Source organism: Acidovorax sp. (assembly GCF_021287135.1).
Classification (GTDB): Bacteria; Pseudomonadota; Gammaproteobacteria; order Burkholderiales; family Burkholderiaceae_C; genus Acidovorax.
In genome coordinates, this window is sequence record NZ_JAJTBB010000004.1 from 42,094 (window position 1) to 62,630 (window position 20,537).

The 20,537-nt window shown below is 68.9% G+C and carries 16 protein-coding genes; 11 read left to right on the plus strand and 5 right to left on the minus strand.

The annotated features are described in order from the left end of the window. Positions 1-93: 93 nt before the first annotated feature. Positions 94-444, plus strand: a complete 351-nt coding sequence (gene uraH / locus LWW96_RS01030) for a hydroxyisourate hydrolase (RefSeq protein ID WP_291483807.1) — start codon at positions 94-96, stop codon at positions 442-444. Between the two features lie 123 nt (positions 445-567). Here the strand turns inward: uraH and LWW96_RS01035 are convergent, their stop codons facing one another. Continuing rightward, positions 568-1,053: a hypothetical protein gene (locus tag LWW96_RS01035; protein WP_291483822.1), complete on the minus strand. Its 486-nt coding sequence runs from the start codon at positions 1,051-1,053 to the stop codon at positions 568-570. A 164-nt stretch (positions 1,054-1,217) separates the two neighbouring features. Between LWW96_RS01035 and xdhC the strand changes: the two genes are divergently transcribed. The 3 genes from xdhC (at position 1,218) to LWW96_RS01050 (ending at position 4,923) form a co-directional block, all read left to right on the plus strand. After that, complete coding sequence (xdhC, locus tag LWW96_RS01040; RefSeq protein ID WP_291483808.1) at positions 1,218-2,042, plus strand: xanthine dehydrogenase accessory protein XdhC; 825 nt, start codon at positions 1,218-1,220, stop codon at positions 2,040-2,042. A gap of 252 nt (positions 2,043-2,294) precedes the next feature. Further along, positions 2,295-3,503 (plus strand): urate hydroxylase PuuD, encoded by a 1,209-nt coding sequence (locus tag LWW96_RS01045; protein ID WP_291483809.1) that lies wholly within the window; start codon positions 2,295-2,297, stop codon positions 3,501-3,503. A gap of 19 nt (positions 3,504-3,522) precedes the next feature. Continuing rightward, positions 3,523-4,923, plus strand: a complete 1,401-nt coding sequence (locus tag LWW96_RS01050; protein ID WP_291483810.1) for an 8-oxoguanine deaminase — start codon at positions 3,523-3,525, stop codon at positions 4,921-4,923. Between the two features lie 42 nt (positions 4,924-4,965). Here the strand turns inward: LWW96_RS01050 and LWW96_RS01055 are convergent, their stop codons facing one another. Further along, a complete protein-coding gene (locus LWW96_RS01055) occupies positions 4,966-6,828 on the minus strand; it encodes an EAL domain-containing protein (protein ID WP_291483811.1) in 1,863 nt (620 codons plus the stop codon). Positions 6,829-6,913: 85 nt separating this feature from the next. Beyond that, a complete protein-coding gene (locus tag LWW96_RS01060; protein ID WP_291483812.1) occupies positions 6,914-7,954 on the minus strand; it encodes a porin in 1,041 nt (346 codons plus the stop codon). Positions 7,955-8,210: 256 nt separating this feature from the next. On the opposite strand from LWW96_RS01060, the gene LWW96_RS01065 reads away from it, so the two are divergent. Continuing rightward, the gene (locus tag LWW96_RS01065) at positions 8,211-8,834 is read left to right on the plus strand and encodes a Crp/Fnr family transcriptional regulator (protein ID WP_291483813.1); all 624 of its coding nucleotides are present in this window, start codon (positions 8,211-8,213) and stop codon (positions 8,832-8,834) included. A 229-nt stretch (positions 8,835-9,063) separates the two neighbouring features. Then, positions 9,064-11,169: a diguanylate cyclase gene (locus LWW96_RS01070; protein ID WP_291483814.1), complete on the plus strand. Its 2,106-nt coding sequence runs from the start codon at positions 9,064-9,066 to the stop codon at positions 11,167-11,169. A 31-nt stretch (positions 11,170-11,200) separates the two neighbouring features. On the opposite strand, the gene xdhB is transcribed toward LWW96_RS01070, so the two are convergent. Next, the gene (xdhB, locus tag LWW96_RS01075) at positions 11,201-13,627 is read right to left on the minus strand and encodes a xanthine dehydrogenase molybdopterin binding subunit (protein WP_291483815.1); all 2,427 of its coding nucleotides are present in this window, start codon (positions 13,625-13,627) and stop codon (positions 11,201-11,203) included. After that, positions 13,624-15,180: a xanthine dehydrogenase small subunit gene (xdhA, locus tag LWW96_RS01080; protein WP_291483816.1), complete on the minus strand. Its 1,557-nt coding sequence runs from the start codon at positions 15,178-15,180 to the stop codon at positions 13,624-13,626. Before xdhA ends, xdhB begins: the two co-directional genes overlap by 4 nt. 102 nt (positions 15,181-15,282) lie before the next feature. Between xdhA and LWW96_RS01085 the strand changes: the two genes are divergently transcribed. From LWW96_RS01085 to LWW96_RS01105, 5 genes are all read left to right on the plus strand, one after another. After that, positions 15,283-16,215, plus strand: coding sequence for a LysR family transcriptional regulator (locus tag LWW96_RS01085; RefSeq protein ID WP_291483817.1), 933 nt, complete (start codon positions 15,283-15,285; stop codon positions 16,213-16,215). Positions 16,216-16,294: 79 nt separating this feature from the next. Next, positions 16,295-17,881: an ABC transporter ATP-binding protein gene (locus tag LWW96_RS01090; RefSeq protein WP_291483818.1), complete on the plus strand. Its 1,587-nt coding sequence runs from the start codon at positions 16,295-16,297 to the stop codon at positions 17,879-17,881. Continuing rightward, a complete protein-coding gene (locus LWW96_RS01095) occupies positions 17,874-18,947 on the plus strand; it encodes an ABC transporter permease (RefSeq protein ID WP_291483819.1) in 1,074 nt (357 codons plus the stop codon). Before LWW96_RS01090 ends, LWW96_RS01095 begins: the two co-directional genes overlap by 8 nt. Further along, complete coding sequence (locus tag LWW96_RS01100) at positions 18,947-19,867, plus strand: ABC transporter permease (protein ID WP_291483820.1); 921 nt, start codon at positions 18,947-18,949, stop codon at positions 19,865-19,867. The genes LWW96_RS01095 and LWW96_RS01100 overlap by 1 nt, the downstream gene beginning before the upstream one ends. Positions 19,868-19,976: 109 nt before the next feature. Next, a partial coding sequence (locus tag LWW96_RS01105; RefSeq protein WP_291483821.1) for a BMP family ABC transporter substrate-binding protein occupies positions 19,977-20,537 on the plus strand: 561 nt, incomplete at its 3' end.

Sequence of the window (20,537 nt, forward strand, 5' to 3'; positions counted from 1 at the left end):
GGAGAACGGGGAAAGTGTATACACTTTTGGTCTACACGTTGCGATCTGGCCATCCTCGCCGAAAGCCCGCGTACCCACTTCAGGAGATTCCCTATGGGCCTCAGCACCCATGTTCTGGACACCATGCACGGCTGCCCCGCTGCGGGCATGGAGGTGGCCCTGTACGCCACCGAGGGCGATACCGCCACGCTCATCAAGCAGCTGGTGCTCAACCACGACGGCCGCACCGACGCGCCGCTGTTCGACAACGCCAGCCTGCGCACCGGCACCTACCGGCTGCGCTTTGATGTGGCAGGCTACTTCAAGGCCCGCGGCGTGCAACTGCCCGAGCCGAACTTCCTGAACCAGGTGAGCCTGGACTTCGGCATCGCCCACGCCGACCAGCACTACCACGTGCCGCTGCTGGTCAGCCCCTGGAGCTATTCGACCTATCGCGGTTCGTGAGGGGCGCAGCCGACGAAGAGGGGGCGGCCCAGGCCAGAGATGCCAGGCAACGGCCGGCCCGCACCGAGGGCGTCGTCCTCCTTTCCGAAGTCGCGCAGCGATTTCGAGAGAAGGGGGATGTGCTCAAAGCTGCCCCTCTGTGAGGGAATCCAGTTGAAAGCGCCCGCTCTTGTCCCACAGCCAAGTCTCGGTGTACGTGACGCGGCCCATCCGGGACGGCGCCGGGAAAGGCGCCGCCGAGCGCACGGTGCGCTCGATCTCGGCCACCACCTCGGGCGCATGCTTGGGGGCGCGCATCCAGTGCAGCCGGGTGATCTTGCCGCCGCGGTCAATGTCCAGCTGCAGAACGCCGATGGCGTACAGCTGCGGCGGCAGCTTGCCCAGGAAGATGCGTTCGCGGTTCAGCCCGTACAGGTGTGTGGCCGCATCCTTGCGGTACGCCTGGGCTGTGGGGGCCGCCGATGGACGGGCCGAGCCGGCCGATGCGGGCAGGGGACCCCGGACCCCATCGATGCCCGGGGCGGCGGAGGGTACGCTGTCGGGCGGCGACGCTAGGCCGGGCTCCGGGGGCGATTTGCAGGCCGAGACCAGGGCGGTGCCAATGGCCATGATGCCAGCCAGCAGCCAGTGGCTGCGCTTTTCGGTGGCGCGGGGGGGCGGCAGGGATGTCATGCGGCAAGGGCTCCGGCGGCAGGAAGTGAAGGCGACAAAGAAATGACCAACGAACGAAAGACGCGCTGAATGAACCGACAAACACCCGGTGTGGCGAAGGAATGGCCGTGACCCCCTTGCGCTTGCTTCTGGAGGGCCTGGAGGCCGCGCCCGCGTGCTTGGTCACCGTGGAGTCTACCCAAGGGTCCGCGCCACGGGAACCCGGGGCGTGGATGGCCGTGTTTGCGGACCGGACCGTGGGCACCATCGGCGGGGGGCACCTGGAGCTGCAGGCCATTGACGAGGCGCGGCAGCGGCTGCGCGGGGCGGGCGGGCCGCCCCAGCGGCGCTATGCGCTGGGCCCCAGCCTGGGGCAGTGCTGCGGCGGCGTGGTGTTCCTGGGTTTTCAGGTGGTGGGCGGCGCCGATCTGGCCGTGGGCAGCGCTCTGCGCGTGCGGCTGATGCCGCCCCGGCACCCGGTGGCGCTTTTCGGCGGCGGGCATGTGGGGCATGCGCTGGTGCGGGTGCTGGCGCCGCTGCCATTCGCGCTGACCTGGGTGGACAGCCGCGACGGCATTTTCCCCCGCAGCGTGCCCGAGGGCGTGCAGTGCGAGCATTCGGACCCCGTGCAGGCGGCCGTGCCCGACCTGGCGCCGGGCACGCGCGTGCTGGTCATGAGCTTCAGCCACGCGGAAGACCTGGACATTGTGGCCGCCTGCCTGCGGCGCCAGCGCGAGCGGGGAGACCTGCCATTCATCGGGCTCATTGGCAGCAAGACCAAGTGGGCCACGTTCTCGCACCGCTTGCGGGAGCGGGGTTTCGCCCCGGACGAGCTGGCGCGGATCACCTGCCCCATCGGGGTGCCCGGCATCCCGGGCAAGGAGCCCGAGGTGATCGCCGTGGCCGTGGCGGCGCAGCTGCTGCAGTCGCTGGGCACGGGCGCCTGAGGTGTCGCTCCGGCGGCGGACCACTGCCCCGCAGTGCCGCACCGGGGCTCTCAGGGTAATCCCGGGGCTTTCCCGCAGCGTGCGTCTGGAGTTGGGAACAATTCCTGCATACACTTTTCGCTGTCATCGGTCGCAGCGGTGCCCCGGCAGCAGCAGCAATGCCCTGCCAAGGTGCGCGACCCTTTTCTTCTGCTCAGAGCGCCCGCAGTGGTGAGCAGGTATGCGGCGTCCGCACGCCGCCAAGGTTGAGATATGGAAAGTTACGTTCTCGACTGGGCCAACCTGCTGCTGCGCTGGCTCCACGTCATCACCGCCATCGCCTGGATCGGCTCGTCGTTCTACTTCGTGTTCCTGGACAGCAGCCTCACGCCGCCGGAGGACGAGGACCTGAAAAAGCAGGGCGTCTCGGGCGAGCTCTGGGCTGTGCACGGCGGGGGGTTCTACCACCCGGTCAAGTTCGCCGTCTCGCCGCCCAAGCTGCCGGGCCACCTGCACTGGTTCTTCTGGGAAAGCTACAGCACCTGGCTCAGCGGGTTTGCGCTGTTCACGGTGTCGTACCTGTACAGCGCCGGGACCTACCTCATCGACAAGTCGCGCATGGACTGGGCCCCGGCCACCGCCATCGCCGTGGCGCTCGGGTTCTTCGTGGTGTTCTGGCTGCTGTACGACGGCATCTGCCGGGTGTTTGGCCAGCGCAAGAACGGCGATGCCATCGTGGGCGCACTGGTCTTGGTACTGGTCTGCGTGGCCTCGTGGCTGGCCTGCCACTGGTTTGCCGGCCGCGCCGCCTTCCTGCTGATGGGGGCCATGATCGCGACCTCGATGAGTGCCAACGTCTTCTTCTGGATCATCCCGGGCCAGCGCACCGTGGTGCAGCAGATCAAGGACGGCCTGCCGGTCGATCCCATCCACGGCAAGCGCGGCAAACAGCGCAGCGTGCACAACACCTATTTCACGCTGCCGGTGCTGTTTGCGATGCTGTCCAACCACTACAGCTTCACTTATACCCACCCGCAGAACTGGTTGGTGCTGATCGCCATGATGTTTGCCGGTGCGGCCATCCGGCAGTTTTTCGTGATGCGCCACGGCTACAAGCTGGGCCGCAATGCCCATCCCTGGCCCTATGCCGCCGCCGGCGTGGTGGTGCTGCTGGCCCTGATCGCCTGGATGCGTCCGGCACCGGTGGCCCCCGCCGCCGCTGCGGCGGCGCCGGCCGCCGCCAACTTTGCCCAGGTGCAGAAGGTGCTGGCGGCGCGTTGCTACATGTGCCACGGCGAGGCCGTGCAGATGAAGAACGTGCGCCTGGACTCGCCCGAGCAGGTCAAGGCCCATGCCCAGGCGGTCTACCAGCAGGTGGTGGTCACCAGGATCATGCCGATGAACAACGCCACCGGCATCACCGACGAGGAGCGCGCCCTGGTCGGCGCCTGGTTCCAGGCCGGTGCGCCCACCGCCCCCTGATCCACCGGGAGAGCCGCCCATGAGCCGGACCCTGCTGCTGCGCAACGCTCGTTGCGTGGCCACCTTTGACGAGCAGCGCCGCGAGCTGAGCGACGCCTCGGTGTTCATCCGCGATCACCGCATCGAGGCCATCGGCCCGGCCGCCGAGCTGCCCGATCAGGCCGACGAGGTGCTCGATCTGAGCGGCTGCCTGGTCACCCCCGGCCTGGTCAACACGCACCACCACATGTACCAGTCGCTCACGCGCGCGATTCCGGCGGTGCAAGATGCCGAGCTGTTCTCCTGGTTGCAGGGCCTGTACCCGATCTGGGCCGGTCTGACGCCCGAGATGGTGCGGGTCTCCACCCAGGTGGCCATGGCCGAACTGCTGCTCAGTGGTTGCACCACCAGCAGCGATCACCTCTACATCTACCCCAACGGCGTGCGCCTGGACGACAGCATCGAGGCGGCCCAGGCCATCGGCATGCGCTTTGTCGCCACCCGCGGCAGCATGAGCGTGGGCCGCTCGCAGGGCGGCCTGCCGCCCGATGAGGTGGTCGAGCGCGAAGACGCCATCCTGCGTGACACCCAGCGCCTGATCGAGCGCTGGCACGATGCCCGCCATGGCGCGATGGTGCAGGTGGCGGTGGCCCCGTGTTCGCCCTTCAGCGTCAGCCGCGATCTGATGCGCGAGTCGGCTCTGCTGGCCCGGGCGCATGGCGTGCGTCTGCACACCCACCTGGCCGAGAACGACCATGACATCGCCTACAGCCGCGACAAGTTCGGCTGCACGCCGGCCGAGTACGCGGAGCAACTGGGTTGGGTTGGGCACGACGTCTGGCATGCCCACTGCGTCAAGCTCGACGCGGCCGGCATGGCCCTGTTTGCCCGCACCCGCACCGGGGTGGCGCATTGTCCATGCAGCAACATGCGCCTGGCTTCGGGTATTGCACCCATCCGGCGCATGCTGGACGCCGGTGTGCCCGTGGGCCTGGGCGTGGATGGCAGTGCCAGCAACGATGGCGCGCACATGCTGGGCGAGGCGCGCCAGGCCATGCTGCTGGCCCGGGTCGGCCGTGCCCTGGAGCCCTTCGGTTGCGATGCCGGGCCGGCCGAGATGAAGGCCCGCGACGCCTTGGCCCTGGCCACCCGGGGTGGGGCCGAGGTGCTGGGCCGCTCCGACATCGGCTCGCTGGCGGTGGGGCAGTGTGCCGACCTGGCCGTGTTCGACCTCTCCAGCCTTGACCTGGCCGGCGGCGCCGTGCACGACCCGGTGGGGGCTTTGCTGCTGTGTGCGCCGGCCAAGGCCCGCCACACCGTGGTCAACGGCCGGGTGGTGGTGCGCGACGGCCAGCTCACCACGCTGGACCTGCCGCCGCTGATCGAGCGCCACAACCGCCTGGCCCTGCAATTGGCTGTTGCTGCGCTGGGCCATCGCTGAGCCATCGCAGAGCGGACCGGGTGCCGCGCCCTGGTCGTCTGTTCAGGCGACCCGCTGCAGAGGGAGGGGCGTGTGCACCGGCCCGGACAACTGGGGGCCGTGCACATGCAGTCCGCTGGGGCTTTGCTTGGCGTCGTGCTTGGCCAGGGCGGCCTCGTTGGCCACCTGCTCGGCGGAGTCGTACTGGCCGCGCAGCACCCGCACTGCACCGATCGACAAGGTGGTGCAGGGAAAGAAGCGTTTCACGCCCTGCCGGTCCTCGGCTTCGATGCCACGGGCATGGCGTGCGGCCTCGTCAAACAAGGCCAGGGCCTCGCGCGCAAACTCCTGGATGATGGCCTCGCAGCGTTGCTGCCAGTTGTGGCTCTGGAACAGGATCATGAAGTCGTCGCCCCCCACATGGCCGACAAAATCCCGCCGGGCATCGCAGTGGCTCACGCACAGCCGGGCCACCAGCCGGATCATCTGGTCGCCGCGCCAGTAGCCATAGTGGTCGTTGAAGGGCTTGAAGTTGTTCAGGTCCGCATAGCAGGCCACGAACTCGGTGCCATGGTCCAGCAGGCGCTGCATGTGCAGGCTGATGGGAATGTTGCCGGGCAGGAAGGTCAGCGGGTTGGCGTGGCGGGCGGCCTCGATGCGGGTTTCCGTCACCGCCCGCACCAGCTGGTCGCCCGTGCCCAGGCCCAGGTAGCGGCCGTTGTCCGTGACGACGTAGCCGTCGTTCAGGTAGCGCTGGTCCTGCGAGGTGAGGATGCCCACGAGCTGGTCCACGTCGCAGTCCAGGTCCACCACGCGCGGAGCCGTGTTCGCGAAGGCGATGCAGGGCTTGCGCCCGTGCACCTCGCGGAAGTACAGCGTCGCGTAGTGGTTCATGAATTGCTGGCGGTTGATGAGCGCCACCGGGCGCGTGCCCTCCACCACCGCCAGCGCGTGCAGGTCGGTCCGCTCGTGGAACATCGCCGCGACGGTGTCGTTGCTGGTGCCGGGCGCCGCCGTAGGGGCCTGCACCACCAGCAGGCTGCGCAGGATGCCGGGGCGCGCGGTCTGGCCCAGGTGGGGCAGCACGGCCACGCGGCGGTCCTGCAGCACGTCGCGCGCCGCGTTTTCAACGGCCTCGCACGCCTGGGCGGCAGGCCGGCCCAGCAGCCAGCCCTGGCCGTAGGGGATGCCCAGGTCGCGCAGCACCCGCAGGTCGTCCCGGGTCTCGATGCCTTCGGCAATCAGCGTGGTGCCGAACACATCGGCAATGCCCCGGATGGCCTGCAGCATCTGCAGGTTCTCGGGGTGCTCGCTGATGTCGCGGATGAAGTACTTGTCGATCTTGACGAAATCGGGCTTGATCTCCGACCACAGCCGCAGGCTGGAGCGGCCGTCGCCAAAGTCGTCGAGCGCCAGGCGCGCGCCACAGGCATGCACGGCCTTGATGGCCTCGCGCAGCTGCGGCATGTCGGTGACCCGCTCGTGCTCGGTGATCTCCAGCACCAGCATGCGCGCGCTGAGGCCGAAGCCGCGCACCATCTCGCCCAGCCGCTGGGCGCCCGCCAGCGCCACGCCATGCACCAGCGCGTCGGCGCTGACGTTCACGAACAGCCGTCCGGGCGCGTCCTGGCGGCCCCATTGTTCCAGCGCGGTGAGCACGCAGGCCAGCTCGAAGTCCTGCAGGATGTGCTCTTCCTGCGCCTGCTGCAGCAGCGCGTCGGGCGCGTGCAGCGCGCTGCCCTTCGGCCCGCGGATGAGGGCTTCGTGGGCATAGACGCCGCCTTCGCGCAGATCCGCCAGCGGCTGAAAGACGCAATGCAGCCCGCCGGCGCGCACCAGGCGCGCCACCGGGCCCGAGCCCTCCCGCGCGGCAGGCGACAGCAGGGCTGCCATCGCCTCCAGGCGGCTGCGTCGGGTGGTGTGCATGGCGTCTCTTCGGTCCCCTGGTGAGACGCCGACCATACCCGGCCGCTGTGACAGCCCGGTTACACCGGGCGAGCGGGCCGCCGCGTCAGAAGCGGTGGCGCACCCCGACACCCACGCTGGTGCCGGTGGTCTGGTGCGTGATGCGGTCGTTCATGGCCATCACGTACAGATCGGTCCGCTTGGACAGGAAGTAGTCGTAGCCCACCGTGAAGGTCTTGCGTGAGACATCCGTGGCGCTCATCTTGGTCTGCGCCCACGACGCCAGGACCTTGCCGGTAGCGCCTGCCGGCACGGAAACGCCGAGCTGGGTGGTCTTGGCCTTGTCGGGGCTGTTGTCCGCCTTGGCCTGGCCATAGCTGGCAAAGGCCTTCACCACGGTGAAGTCGTAGGCGCCGCCCACCATCCAGTCGGTCTTGGTGGTACCCAGGTAGGTGCTTGGCACGGCGGGGTTGCTCATCTGGTCACGCTCGTAGAAGGCCGTGAGGGTGACCGGGCCGCTGAAGTACAGGGCGTTCACGCCCACGTTCTTCTTGCTGCTGTCCCCCGCGATTCCTCCGAACTGGTACTGCAGGTTGGCCGTGAGGCCGCCCATGTTGGGCGTGCTGTAGGTGATCTGGTTGGACCAGCCGGTGTCCGACGGCGTGGTGGAACCCCAGCTGGAGGCGTTGAACAGCGGCACGTTCATGTGCAGGATCAGCGGGGCAAAGGTGAACGAATCGCCCAGCGGATTGGCCAGGATGGATGGCAGGAAGTTGGGCGCCATGCCCCGTCCGAGCGTCACGCTGCCGAAGCTGCCTGCCAGGCCGACATTGGCATCGCGCGAGAAAAAGGTGTCGTTGGGAAACCGGCCCTGGACGCCGCTGTCCACCTTGATGAAGGACGTGAGCGCGAAATTGGCCCGCAGCCCGCCCCCCAGGTCTTCCGTACCCTTGAATCCGAACCAGGACGTCGTCATGCCCCCGCTGCCGACCACCGCGCTGCGGCCGGCGTCGCCCGCGTTCTTCAGGGAGCCGACGTACACGTCCGTCAGCCCCATCAGCTGCACGGAGCTCTGGGCATGTGCCGCGGTGGCGCACAGCAGTGCGCCACCCAGCGAAAGGGAAAGGGCCATCAGGTTTTTCTTCATGGGTACTCCAGGTTTTTTCGAGAAAAAGGGAATGCGCCGGCGAACCGGCGGCCCGGTGCCGTGGCACCAGTCCGGTGGCTTCGCAATTTCCATGCCCCGCCAAACAAGTGCTTACAAAACCGGAGGCCGGCGGTGGCGCGGTGCGCAGCGGCGGCGTCTGTTTTCGCGCAAAGCCAGGCGTGGCGCGGCCTGGCGCATGGGTGAGGTTTGATCTTGCTCAATGCCGGGGCCGCCGCCGCGGGGCAAAGTCCCGTCCATGCTGCCCTCTACCTATTTCTCTCTGCCCGCCGAAACCGAGGTCATCGCCGCCGGTGAAGTGCTGCGCAGGCGCAACGAGGTGCTGACGTCCGTGCTGCACCTGGAAAGCGGCCGCGTGCTGCGCGGTGTGCTGGACGACGGCTACCTGCGCCACCAGCTGGGGGCGGTGGAAGGGCCGTTCTGGCTGGATGCCGCGTCCGCCCTGATGGGCTTGCCCCTGCCGGTGGACATGGTGGCCGATACCCGGTTGCAGGTGCGGCGCATCCCCATCGAGGACTTCCGGCGCAGTCTGGCGGAAATGCCGGCGGGTGCACGGGGGTTGCTGCTGGACATGGCCCAGGGCTACCGCCAGCAGTCCGAACTGGCAGTGAGCCGCCTGGCGCAGGACGCCGAGTCGCGCTGCGCGCAGTGGCTGCTCAAGCACGCCGAGCCCGACCACAGCGGAACCATGCAGGTGACCCTGCACCAGCGCAAGCGCCTGATCGCGGCCCAGCTGGGCATCGCGCCGGAAACCTTCTCGCGGGTCTTGCGCCATCTGCGGGAGCTGGGGCTGATCCATGGCACCGGGAACGTGCTGAACCTGCCCCAACCGCGTGCACTGCAGTCCATGGCAGGCTGCTGACGCGCCCCTTCCTCTCTTCGTCCCTTCCTTCGCGGCGGCGCCACTGAGCCCGTCCGCACCGGGCCGCCTGCGGGGCGGCTCAGGGTTTTTCCTTGTGGTTTACTGAGGGTTCCACCCAGGCGCCGGGGGTGGGGCGCTGCGTATATTCATCGAGACTGTCTGGTGAGCCTGTTCCGATGTACCACGCCACGCCCTGCTGTTGCCGTGGCGCTCCTCCAGCGGAGTGCCCATGAAGCCGCCGGCTCCCCCCGAGTCGCAGCACGACGCGCCAGCCTGGTTTGTGCCCGGCGCCTTGGTCGGGCGCCTGGTGCTGGTGGCCGTGCTGGCGGTGGGCCTGTCGGGGGGCATCTCGGCATGGCTGGTGACGCGTGCGTCCGGGCAGGAAGCCCTGCGGCGCGTGGTGAGCCAGCAAACCGACGAAGTGGAAGTGGTGGCCCGCCTGCTGGCCAGCAAGATCGAGCAAAGCCAGAAGGTGCTGCGCACCGTGGCGGCAGGCATCACGCCCGAGCTGCTGGAGACTCCGTCGGAGCTGGAGCACCAGTTGCAGCAGGGCCAGCCTGCGGTGCAGTTCTTCGATGCGATGCAGGTGGCACGGGGCGATGGCGAGCTGCGGCTGAACCTGCGCGCCGGCCGCCCGGACAAGGCCTCCAACCTGGACCCGGCCGAGCGCGACGCGCTGCGCCGCACGCTGATTGACGGCAAACCCCTGGTGTCGGAGCTGATCGCTGGGCGCACCAGCGAGGCGCGGGTGATGTTCACGATGCCGTTGCACCGCGAGGACGGCTCGGTACTGGGGGCCGTGGCGGGCGCGCTGCGGCTGCAGTCCCAGGGGCTGCTGCCGCAGTCCATGGTGCTGCCGGTGCGCGATGATTCCCGGCTGATCGTCTTCACGCGGGACGGCACCATCCTCTCGCACTCCGATCCGGCGCGCATTCTGGGCAAGGTCTCTGACGAGGTGGGCCTGGGCTCCGTGTACGCCCGCTGGTTGGCCCAGGCACAGCCCGTCGTGGGGCGGGGGATGACGCAGGTGGAGGCCCAGCACATCGTCAGCATGGCGGGCATGCCGCTGCCGCAGTGGATCGTGGCCCGGGTCACGCCGTCGCAGGCCCTGCTGGCGCCGCTGCGCGGGGCGCAGCGCGACGCCTGGTGGCTGGCGGCCGCCGGCATGGCGCTGTGCATGCTGCTCGCGGCAGGGCTCATGGCCTGGATGGCGCAGCCGCTGGCGCATCTGACCCACAGCGCCCGCCAGATGCTGCGCCGCGGTCCGCGCACCGCTCCCGCGCAGTTGGTCGAATGGCCGCGTGCGGGGGGCGAGGTGGGCGAGCTGGTCCGGGCGTTCCAGGGCCTGGCGCGGCAGGGCAGCGTGCAGGAGCAGCACCAGGCCACGCTCGACGGGCAGTTCCGGGCCGTGATGGACCATGCCTCCGTGGGCATCGTGATCTCGCGCGGCGGCGTGTTGGAGGCGGTGAACCGCCAAGCCTGCCAGATGCTGGGCTACGCCGAAGGCGAGTTGTACAGCCGCCCCGCGCGCATCCTCTACGCGAATGACGCAGAGCATGTGCGCATGGGCGAACGGGTACAGGCCGAGTTCGCGGCACATGGGGCGTTTGACGGAGACGTCTGTTTCACCCGCAAGGACGGCTCGCCGGTCTGGGCCCGCGTGCAGGGACGCAGCGTGCGGCCCCACGAAGCGGGTGGCGGGACCGTGTGGATTCTGGAGGACATCACCGCAGCCCGCGAGGCACAACTGGAGCGGGAATGGGAGCGCACCCACGATGCGCTGACGCACCTGCACAACCGCACCGCCTTTGACCAGCGGCTGGGCCAGCTGCTGGCCGAGCGCTCCGCCCGGCCGCGTTCCCCGGAGGCCGAGGGCGGCGAGGCACCGGGAGACGGTGTGGTGCTGTTTCTGGACCTGGACCATTTCACCGTGGTCAATGACATTGCCGGCCACGACGCGGGCGACGACGTGTTGCGCCACGTGGCCCGCCTGCTGGAGTCGCAGGTGCGCCAGATCGGCTGGGCAGCGCGCCTGGGGGGCGATGAATTCGCGGTCGTGCTGCCCGGCTGCGCACTGGCGCGCGGGCTGGCGGTGGCGGAGCAGCTGCGTGCGTCGGTGCAGGCCTGGGAGCCTTCGTACCAGGGCCGCAGCTTCACGCTGGGGGTGAGCATCGGCCTGGTGGTGCTGGACACCAGCCTGCACGATGTGCCCTCGGTACTGTATGCCGCGGACATGGCGTGCTACGACGCCAAGCGGGCGGGGCGCAACCGGGTGGAAACGCGGTACGCGAGCCAGGCGGTGGTGTCCGGGCGGATGGCGCTCGGGCCGGCGTAGGTCCCCCAGCCAGCGCCGGTGCGAAACGGGCCTACAGCCCGCCCAGCGCCCGCAGCACGTTCTCCGCCGTGGCCGGCGCGGTCAGCGCCACGGGGTCGGTGGATGCCCCCGGTGCGCCGGGGCGCCGCCCGGCCGCCACGGCATTGCGCAACGCCTCGTACACGCTGATGGCCAGCATGAACGGCGGCTCGCCCACGGCCTTGCTGCCGCCCACGTTGTCCTCGCGGTTGGCTTCGGGCCACAGCGCCACCTGGAAGTGCGCGGGGATGTCGCCCGTGGCCGGGATCTTGTAGGTGCTGGGCGCGTGGGTGGCCAGCACGCCCTGGTCGTTCCACACCAGCTGTTCGGTGGTGAGCCAGCCCATGCCCTGCACGAAGCCGCCCTCGATCTGGCCGATGTCGATGGCCGGGTTGATGCTGTGGCCCACGTCGTGCAGGATGTCCACGCGCACCACGCGGCTCTCGCCGGTCAGTGTGTCGATGACCACCTCGGAGCACGCCGCGCCGTAGCTGAAGTAGTAGAACGGGCGGCCCGTGAGCGTGGTCTTGTCGTAGTGGATCTTGGGCGTGCGGTAGAAGCCGTCGCTCCACAGCTGGATGCGGTTGGCGTATGCCTCTTTCACCACATCGTCAAAGGAGCGTACGGTCTTGGGCGAGATCACCTGCCCGCCTTCGAAGCGGATGGCGCCTGCGCCACAGCCGTCCAGCCCGCAGACGAAGGACGCCAGGTTGTCGCGCACGTTGCGTGCGGCGAACTGGGCCGCGCGGCCGTTCAGGTCGGTGCCGCTGCTGGCGGCAGTGGCGCTGGCGTTGGGTACCTTGCTGGTGTCGCTGGCGGTGACCAGCACGCGGTGCAGGGGCACGCCCAGTTCGTCGGCCACGATCTGCGCCACCTTGGTGTGCAGGCCCTGGCCCATTTCGGTGCCGCCGTGGTTCACCTGCACGCTGCCGTCGGTGTACACATGCACCAGCGCGCCGGCCTGGTTGAACAGCGTGGCCGTGAAGCTGATGCCGAACTTGACCGGCGTGATGGCCAGGCCGCGCTTGAGCACCGGCTGCTGCGCGTTCCAGGCGGCAATCTCGGCCTGGCGGCGGCGGTAGTCGGCATTGCGCTCCAGCTGGGGCAGCAGTTCGTGCAGGATGTTGTCCTCCACGGTCATCTGGTAGTGCGTCACGTTGCGGCCGTCGGCAGCGTCCTTGCCGTACAGGTTGGCCAGGCGCACGTCCTGCGCGTCGCGGCCCAGCGCGCGGGCGATGTCGCCCAGAATGGCCTCGATCACGATCACGCCCTGCGGCCCGCCAAAGCCGCGGAAGGCCGTGTGGCTCTGTGTGTTCGTCTTGCAGCGGTACGAGGCAATCTCCACATCGCTCAGGTAATAGGCGTTGTCGGCGTGGAACACGGCGCGGTCGGCCACGGGGCCTGAGAGGTCCGCACTGAAACCGCAGTTCGCCGCCATCTGCAGTTTCAGGCCCGTGATGCGGCCGGTGTCGTCAAAGCCCACGTCATACTCGTAGGCGAAGGGGTGGCGCTTGCCGGTGACCATGAAGTCCTCGTCCCGGTCCAGCCGCAGCTTGACGGGGCGGCCCAGCTTGTTCGCCGCCACGGCGGCCCACACGGCCATATGGCCAGCCTGCGTCTCCTTGCCGCCAAAGCCGCCGCCCATGCGGCGGCATTCGACCTTGACGGCGTGGTTGTCGATGCCCAACGCGTGGGCCACCCAGTGCTGCACCTCGCCGGGGTGCTGGGTGCTGGAGTAGATCCACCACTGCTTTTGCTCCAGCGGCAGGGCGTAGGCGATCTGGCCTTCGAGGTAGAAGTGCTCCTGCCCGCCGACCTCGAATGCGCCCTGCAGGCGGTGGGCCGACTGCGCGAGGCCCTGCGCGGCATCGCCCCGGCGCACGAACACGGGCGGCAGCACATAGCTTTGCGCCTTGAGCGCGTCATGCACCGACAGCACGGCGGGCAGGGGGGTGATGTCGAGCTTTACCGTGCGTGCGGCGCGGCGTGCCTGCATCACCGAGTCGGCCACCACCAGGCCGATGACCTGGCCGATGTGCTGCACGGTGCTGTGTGCAAACACGGGTTCGTCGTGCGCGAAGGCGGCCAGGGTCTTGTCCCCCGGCACGTCCTGCGCCAGCACCACGCTGCGCACGCCGGGCAGCGCCAGGGCGGCTGAGGCATCCACGCCGTTCAGCGTGCCGTGCGCCACGGTGGAGAGGATGGGCGCGGCGTACAGCGTGCCCTTCACCTCGGGCAGGTCGTCGATGTAGTGGGCGCTGCCGGCCACCTGGGCCCGCGCGCTTTCGTGGAAGTGCGACTGGCCCATGGCGCGCAGCGCGGCGGGGGCGCTGGCTTGGGGCGGTGCGACAGGATCGGCGGCGTGGGCGTCGGCGCGCGCGGCGACCGGGTCGTCCACGGCGTCGCGGCTCAGGGGCAGGGAGGAATCACGCAGGTTCATGCCAGTGCCTCCAGGCGGAAGTTCTCCACGCTGACGGCCTCTTCGCCCTGGCTTTCGAGCCAGAAGCGCTGCAGCAGGCTGGCCAGCACGGCGCGGCGGTAGGCGCCGCTGGCGCGCATGTCGGAGATGGGGTTGAATTCGGCCTGCAGCGCCGCTGCGGCCCGGGCCACGGTGTCGGCGGTCCAGGGCTGTCCGGTGAGGGCGGCCTCGGCCTGGCGCGCGCGGGCTGGGGTGGCCGCCACGCCGCCGGCGCCGATGCTGGTGCGGCGCACGGTGCCGGCCTCGATGTCCAGGTTCACGGCCAGGCAGACGGCGGAGATGTCGTCATCGAATCGCTTGGAAATTTTGTACGCCCGCAGCGCTTCCGTCACCCCCGGGCGCGGCACCAGGATGCGCACCAGCAGCTCGTCCGGCGCCATCACGTTCTGGCGGTAGCCGGTGTACAGGTCTTCCAGCGCCAGCGTGCGCTCGCCGCGCGCGCTGCTGGCCAGCACCACCTGGGCGCGCAGGGCGATGAGCAGCGGCATCGAGTCGCCAATGGGCGAGCCGTTGGCCACGTTGCCGCCCAGTGTGCCCGCGTTGCGCACCGGCAGCCCGGCAAAGCGGCTGGCAAAACTGCGCAGCTGCGGCCACTGGGCCACCAGCGCGGCAAAGGCCTCGGTCAGCGTGACGGCGGCGCCGATGGCGATGTGCTGCGCGTCCTGGCGCACCTCGCGCAGCTCGGCCGCACGCGTCACGTCCAGGATGCGGTCGTACTGCCGGTGCAGCTTGGTCACCCACAGGCCCACGTCCGTGCAGCCGGCCACCACCTGCGCCTCAGGGTGCGCGGCGCGGGCGGCCAGCAGGGCGGGCAGGGTGGTGGGGGAAATATAAGAAGAATTGGCCTCCAGACCTTGTCTGGATTGCGCAAGCAGCTCTAGTTTTTGTAGCAACTCGGCCTCGTTGACGGCCTGGGGCGGCAGTTGGGCCATTTGCTGCGCAGCGTCCAGGATGGGGCGGTAGCCGGTGCAGCGGCACAGGTTGCCTGAAAGCGCCTCTTGCGCCCGTTCGCGGGTAATGGGGGCGGGCGCGCCTGGGGCCACCACGGGGCCGCCGGCCGCAGACAGTGCGGGGACCACATGGTTCTGGTACATGCCGAACAGGCTCATCACGAAGCCCGGCGTGCAGAAGCCGCACTGAGAGCCGTGGCACTGCACCATCGCCTCTTGTGCCGGGTGCAGCGCCGGGCTGGTTGTCTCCGCTACCGCGGGCGTACCGCCCACCGGCTGGATCAGTGGGTCTTCCGCCAGATCTTCCACCGTCCACAGCGCCATGCCGTCGATGGAATGCGCCAGGCGGATGCAGCTGTTCACGGCGCTGTAGTGCAGCTTGCCGCCGCGTGCTTCGCCCAGCACCACGGTGCAGGCGCCGCAGTCGCCTTCGCCGCAGCCTTCCTTGGTGCCGGTGCAGCCCAGGTCTTCGCGCAGCACCGAGAGCAGCGTGCGGTCGGGTGGTACATTGCCCAGCGCCACGGGCTGGCCTCGGCGCAGGAATTGCAAGGGTCGGGTTGTCATGACTGGGCCACTCGTCGTTTGTGAGGTCGTTTCGCCAGAGGGTAGAGCGCCACAGCGCAGCCGGCATAACCGCAAGCTTATGGCACCCATGCCCCCACCGCTATGAGAGACCACGCGCTTTTCGACAAGATAGACCTCCATCTCATCAGGGTCTTGCACACCGTGCTCACAGAACGCAGCGTATCGAGGGCCGCCGTCCGGCTGGGCATGCACCAGCCTGCGGTGTCGGCCGCGCTGAAAAGGCTGCGCGACCTGGCGGGCGATCCGCTGCTGGTGCGCTCGGGCGCGGCCATGATGCCCACCGACGCGGCCCTGCGCATGGTGGAGCCTGCGGCCGACATCCTGCGCGCGGCCGAAGCGCTGTTCTCGGATGCGCGCGGCTTCGACCCACGCACGGCCACGCGCACCTTCCGGGTGGCGGCCAGCGATTACCTGGACCCGCTCTTCCTGCCCCAGCTGGTCGCCCGCATCAAGGCGCAGGCGCCGCTGTGTTCCATCGAGATCCTGCCGCTGTCGGCCGACGCGCACTACCACGCCCACCTGGCGCAGGGCGATGTGGACGTGGTGATCGGCAACTGGCCGCAGCCGCCCGACGACCTGCACATGGGCCGCCTGTTTGGCGACGAGGTGGTGTGCCTGGTCGGCAAGGACCACCCGGCCGTGCGCCGCGGCTGGGACGTGGAAAGCTGGCTGGCCGCGGAGCACATTGCCCCCACCCCCACCCACCCGGGCGCGCGGGGCGTGATCGACGCGCACCTGGACAGCCTGGGCATGCAGCGCCACATCACGGCGCGGTGCGCGCATTTCAGCCTCATCCCCAGCATCGTGGCATCGAGCTTGCTTGTGCTGACCACGGGCCGCCAGTACTGCGAGCGGTACCTGGCGCAGCTGCCGGTGGCCATCCTGCCGTGCCCCGTGCCGTTTCCGCGGTTGATGTACTACCAGCTGTGGCATGCGCGCACCCACCACTCAGCGGCGGGCGCCTGGCTGCGCGACGGGGTGAAATCCGTGGCGGCATCGCTACGAAAAGAATAGCTACCAACGACCATAGAGCAAGCGCGAACAGGTGTTTTCATTCATATAACAAGCGCACAAACTGAGAGACAATCACCGCATGAGTTCACCTCCAACCTCTCCCGTTCCGGGCGCGGCACCACCCCGGCTGCAGCTGGCGGGCATCACCAAGCGCTACCCAGCCGTGGTGGCCAACAGCGGCGTGTCGCTCACGGTGCAGCCGGGCGAGATCCACGCCGTGCTGGGCGAAAACGGCGCGGGCAAGTCCACGCTGATGAAGATCATCTACGGCTCGGTCAAGCCTGACGAGGGCAGCGTGCACTTCAACGGCCAGCCCGTGCAGGTGCGCAATCCGCAGGAGGCGCGGGCCCTGGGCATTGCCATGGTGTTCCAGCACTTCAGCCTGTTCGACACCCTCACGGTGGCCGAGAACGTGTGGCTGGGCCTGGACAAGAGCCTGCAACTGGCCGAGGTCACCCAGCGCATCACCGCCAAGGCGGCGGAATACGGCCTGGACATCGACCCGCTGCGCCCGGTGCACACCCTGTCGGTGGGCGAGATGCAGCGGGTGGAAATCATCCGCGCGTTGCTCACCAACCCCAAGCTGCTGATCCTGGACGAGCCGACCTCGGTGCTCACGCCCCAGGCAGTGGAAAAGCTCTTCGTGGTGCTGCGCCAGCTGGCCAGCGAGGGCTGCAGCATCCTCTACATCAGCCACAAGCTGCACGAAATCCGCGCGCTGTGCACCGCCTGCACCGTGATGCGCGGTGGCAAGGTCACCGGCGTGTGCGACCCGCGCGAAGAATCCAACGCCTCGCTCTCGCGCCTGATGATCGGCGCCGAGCCGCCAGCCCTCACGCACCGTGCCGTGCAGACGGGCGCCACCGTGCTGCGCGTGCAGGGGCTGTCGCTGCCGCGTGCCGACCAGTTCGGGGTGGATCTGATCGACGTGGAGTTCGAGGTCAAGGCCGGCGAAGTGGTCGGCATCGCCGGCGTCTCGGGCAACGGCCAAAAGGAACTGCTCTACGCCCTGTCGGGCGAAGACCCGCGGGCTGATGCGGCCAGTATCCAGGTGGCCGGGCAGAACGCCGGCCGCATGGGGCCCGGCCAGCGGCGCGCGCTGGGCCTGCATTTCGTGCCCGAAGAGCGCCTGGGCCGGGGCGCCGTGCCCACCATGGGCCTGGCGCACAACCTGCTGCTCACGCGCACCAACGCGCTGGGCGGCGGCGGGTGGATCCAGGTGGGCGCGCTGCAAAAGCATGCCGAGGACATCATCCGCCGCTTCAATGTGAAGGCCGGCGGCCCCAACGCAGCGGCCAAGTCGCTGTCGGGCGGCAACCTGCAGAAGTTCATCGTGGGGCGCGAGATCGACGCCAACCCCAAGTTGCTCATCGTCTCCCAGCCCACCTGGGGTGTGGACGTGGGGGCGGCCGCGCAGATCCGCGGCGAGATCCTGGCGCTGCGCGACGCGGGCTGCGCCGTCCTGGTGGTCAGTGAGGAGCTGGACGAATTGTTTGAAATCTGCGACCGGCTGCACGTGGTGGCCAAGGGCCACCTGTCGCCCTCCGTGCCGCGTGCCGACGCCACGGTGGAGCGCATTGGCGAATGGATGAGCGGCCTGTGGCATGCCGATGTGCAGGCCCATCTGGCCCAGGCCCAGCAGCGGGAGGTGCCGCACCATGCTTAAGCTGGAACCCCGTCCGCAAGCGTCCAGGCTCTGGACCTATGGCTCGCCCTTGCTGGCGTTGACCGTCACCGTGCTGATCGGCATTGCCCTGTTTGCGGCGCTGGGCAAGGACCCGGTGCGCGGGCTGCAGGTGTTCTTCTGGGAGCCCGTGAAGTCGCAGTACGCCATCGGCGAACTCATGGTCAAGGCCACGCCGCTGCTGCTGATCGCGCTCGGGCTGGCCGTGTGCTTTCGCTCCAACGTGTGGAACATCGGCGCTGAAGGGCAGTTCGTCATGGGCGCCGTGGCGGCGGGCGGCGTGGCGCTGCTGGCCGACAAGACCACCGGCCCCTGGATCGTGCCGGCCATTTTGCTGGCCGGCGTGCTGGGCGGCATGGTATGGGCCGGGCTCACGGCCTTGCTGCGCGACAAGTTCAACGCCAGCGAAATCCTGGTGAGCCTGATGCTGGTCTACGTGGCCACGCTGGTGCTGGGCTACCTGGTGTATGGCCCGTGGAAGGACCCCATGGGATACAACTTCCCGCAGACCCAGATGTTCGAGAAGGTCACGCAGATCCCGCGCCTGATGCAGGGCTCGCGTGTGTCCATCGGCCTGCTGCTGGCGCTGGCCGGGGCGGCGGCGCTGTGGGTGTTCTTGTTTCGCACCCGTGCGGGCTTTGCCCAGCAGGTGGGCGGGCTGGCACCCGCTGCGGCGCGCTACGCAGGCTTTTCATCCCGCCGGGCGTTGTGGACGGCGCTGCTGATCTCGGGCGGCGCGGCGGGCCTCGCGGGGGCGTTGGAGGTGGCCGGGCCCATCGGCCAGCTCACGCCCTACGTGCCGGCGGGCTACGGCTTTGCGGCCATCATCGTGGCCTTTGTGGGGCGCCTGCACCCCGTGGGCATGATCCTCTCGGCCCTGCTGATGAGCATGTTCTATATCGGCGGCGAGCTGGCGCAATCGCGCCTGGGCTTGCCCAAGTCGCTCACCGGCGTGTTCCAGGGCCTGCTGCTGTTCACGCTGCTGGCCTGCGACACCCTGATCGCCTACCGCATCCGCTGGGTGGGCTCGCGCAAAGGACTGGCCTGATGGAATCGTACGCACTTCTTATCGGCGCCACGCTGAGCGCGGGCACCGTGCTGGCCATCGCGGCCCTGGGCCTGCTCATCAACGAGAAGGCCGGCATCGTCAATCTGGGGGCCGAGGGCATGATGCTGTGCGCCGCCATTGCGGGCTTTGCCACCGTGGTGCACACGGGCAACACCTGGCTGGGCTTTGCCGCCGGCATGGCCGCGGGCGCCTTGCTGGCAGCCCTCTTCGGCGTGCTGGTGATCTGGCTCAACACCAACCAGTACGCCACGGGGCTGGCGCTGTCGCTGTTCGGCGTGGGGTTCTCCGCCTTTGCCGGCATCAGCTATGTGCAGGCCAAGCTGCCCGAGACCCCCAAGTACGCCATTCCCGGGCTGGCCGACCTGCCGCTCGTGGGCCCGGCGCTGTTCCAGCAGCACCCCTTGGTGTACATCACCATGGCGCTGGCGGCCGCGCTGATCTGGTTTCTCTACCGCTCGCGGGCCGGGCTGGTGCTGCGCTCGGTGGGCGAGTCGCCCGAGTCGGCCCACGCCCTGGGCTACCCCGTGCGCCGCATCCGGCTGGCCGCGGTGGTGGTGGGCGGCGCGCTGTGCGGGCTGGCGGGCGCCTACATCTCCACCGTGTACACGCCCCTGTGGGTGGAGGGCATGGTGGCCGGGCGCGGCTGGATCGCGCTGGCCCTCACCACATTTGCCACCTGGCGGCCGGCACGGGTGTTGCTTGGGGCTTATCTGTTCGGCGGCGTGACCATGCTGCAGTTCCATCTGCAGGCCACGGGCGTGCAGGTGGCCAGCCAATTGCTGAGCATGCTGCCGTATGTGGCGACCATCGTGGTGCTGGCGCTGATCTCGCGCAATCCGGCGTGGATCCGCATCAACATGCCGGCGTCGCTGGGCAAGCCGTTCTACCCCGGGTCGTAAGGCGGATCGTTCGTCCAAATCCGGTGTTTACCAGTTGGTCAATCGCCCCATAATTGCTGTTTCGTTCCCTCAACCTTTGCAAGTCTTACTTTTCGACAAGGAAACTGACATGACCGATCTGCAGAAACGCTCCCTGCTCAAGGTGGCAGCGCTCTCCGCCGTGGCCGCCGCCGCCATGGTGGGCTGTGGCAAGAAGGAAGAGCCCGCGCCGGCTCCTGCCCCCGCCCCAGCGCCCGCCGCCGAGGCACCGGCGCCCAAGCCAGAGCCGCTGAAGATCGCGTTTGCCTACGTGGGCCCGGTGGGCGACGGCGGTTGGTCTTTCGCCCACGACAACGGCCGCAAAGCCGTTGAAAAGGAATTTGGCGACAAGGTCGTGACGAGCTTCGTCGAAAGCGTGCCCGAGTCCGCCGATGCCGAGCGCGTGCTGCGCGACCTGGCCGGCCAGGGCAACAAGCTGATCTTCGGCACCACCTTTGGCTACATGGAATCCATGCTCAAGGTGGCCGAGGACAACAAGGGCGTCAAGTTCGAGCACGCCACCGGCTACAAGACCGCCGAGAACCTGCGCACCTACGACAGCCGCACCTACGAAGGCGCCTACATGGCCGGCGTGATTGCGGGCGCCATGACCAAGTCCAACACGCTGGGCGTGGTGGGCTCGGTGCCAATC